The 1,075-nt window shown below is 42.6% G+C and carries 1 protein-coding gene; it reads left to right on the forward strand.

From position 1 onward, the window contains the following. The first annotated feature begins 97 nt into the window (after positions 1-97). The gene (locus HMPREF0519_RS12665) at positions 98-1,051 is read left to right on the forward strand and encodes an aldo/keto reductase (RefSeq protein ID WP_003636901.1); all 954 of its coding nucleotides are present in this window, start codon (positions 98-100) and stop codon (positions 1,049-1,051) included. Positions 1,052-1,075: the final 24 nt, after the last annotated feature.

A 1,075-nucleotide genomic window follows, 5' to 3' on the forward strand; every position in this document is an offset into this window, starting at 1 on the left:
GCGCCTTGTTCCGCACACTTATTTTTTTGTTCTCTTTCGCTTCTCCTTATCTTTGGCTTATAATTAAAACGTACCAACAAAGGAGGCTTTTACATTTATGAAAACTGTTAAGATAGGCGGCACTCACTTTGAAGCATCTGCCGTAGCACTTGGTATTATGCGAATGGCCGGTATGGACACCGCAGACGCGGCCAAAACACTACAAGCCGCAAACGAAGCCGGAATTAACTACATTGATTCCGCCGACATTTATGGTGAAGGTGGCTCGGAAAAAACATTTAAAGAAGCCTTGAAAACCTCAGGAATTTCAAGGGATAACCTATACATCCAATCCAAAGGTGGCATTATTCTTGATCCAAAGAGAAGTCATGATGGTCTTGTCTTTGGCGCACGATATGATTTTTCAAAACAACACATTATTGATGCTGTCGATGGGATTTTGCAACGAATGGGAATCGATTACCTGGATTCATTCCTATTACATCGTCCAGATCCATTGATGGAAGCAGACGATATTGCAGATGCTTTTGACACATTGCAACGAGAGGGAAAAGTACGACACTTCGGTGTATCGAACTTTAATCCACAACAGGTTGAAATGGTTCAATCATGGATCAGTCAGCGTCTCCTCATTAATCAACTTCAATTCAATGTCGTTCATTCCGGCATGATAAAGGGCGGCATGCACGTCAACATGATCGATGACGCAAGTATTGACCATGACGGTGGTATTTTAGAATATAGCCGCCGCAAGCACATGACCATTCAAGCATGGTCACCATTTAATTATGGCTTGTTTGCCGGTATGTACATTAATGATCCAAAGTATCCAAAGCTAAATAAGAAATTAGAAGAAATCGGAAACAAATACGGGGTTTCCAAGAACGCAATTGCTACAGCCTGGATTCTTCGACATCCTGCACATGTTCAAGTATTGTTGGGCACAATGAACCCTGAACACATCAAAGACAGCGCATCAGGTGCCGACATCAACCTAACGAAGCAGGAATGGTATGATCTGTACTTCGCAGCGGGAAATGATTTGCCATAAAAGATAGTGTGCGGATCAAAGCGG

Source organism: Lentilactobacillus hilgardii DSM 20176 = ATCC 8290 (assembly GCF_000159315.1).
GTDB classification, from domain to species: domain Bacteria; phylum Bacillota; class Bacilli; order Lactobacillales; family Lactobacillaceae; genus Lentilactobacillus; species Lentilactobacillus hilgardii.

Bases quoted from the DNA above. Each gene is read 5' to 3' on its own strand.
- HMPREF0519_RS12665 (WP_003636901.1), top strand. From the start codon at position 98: ATGAAAACTGTTAAGATAGGCGGCACTCACTTTGAAGCATCTGCCGTA.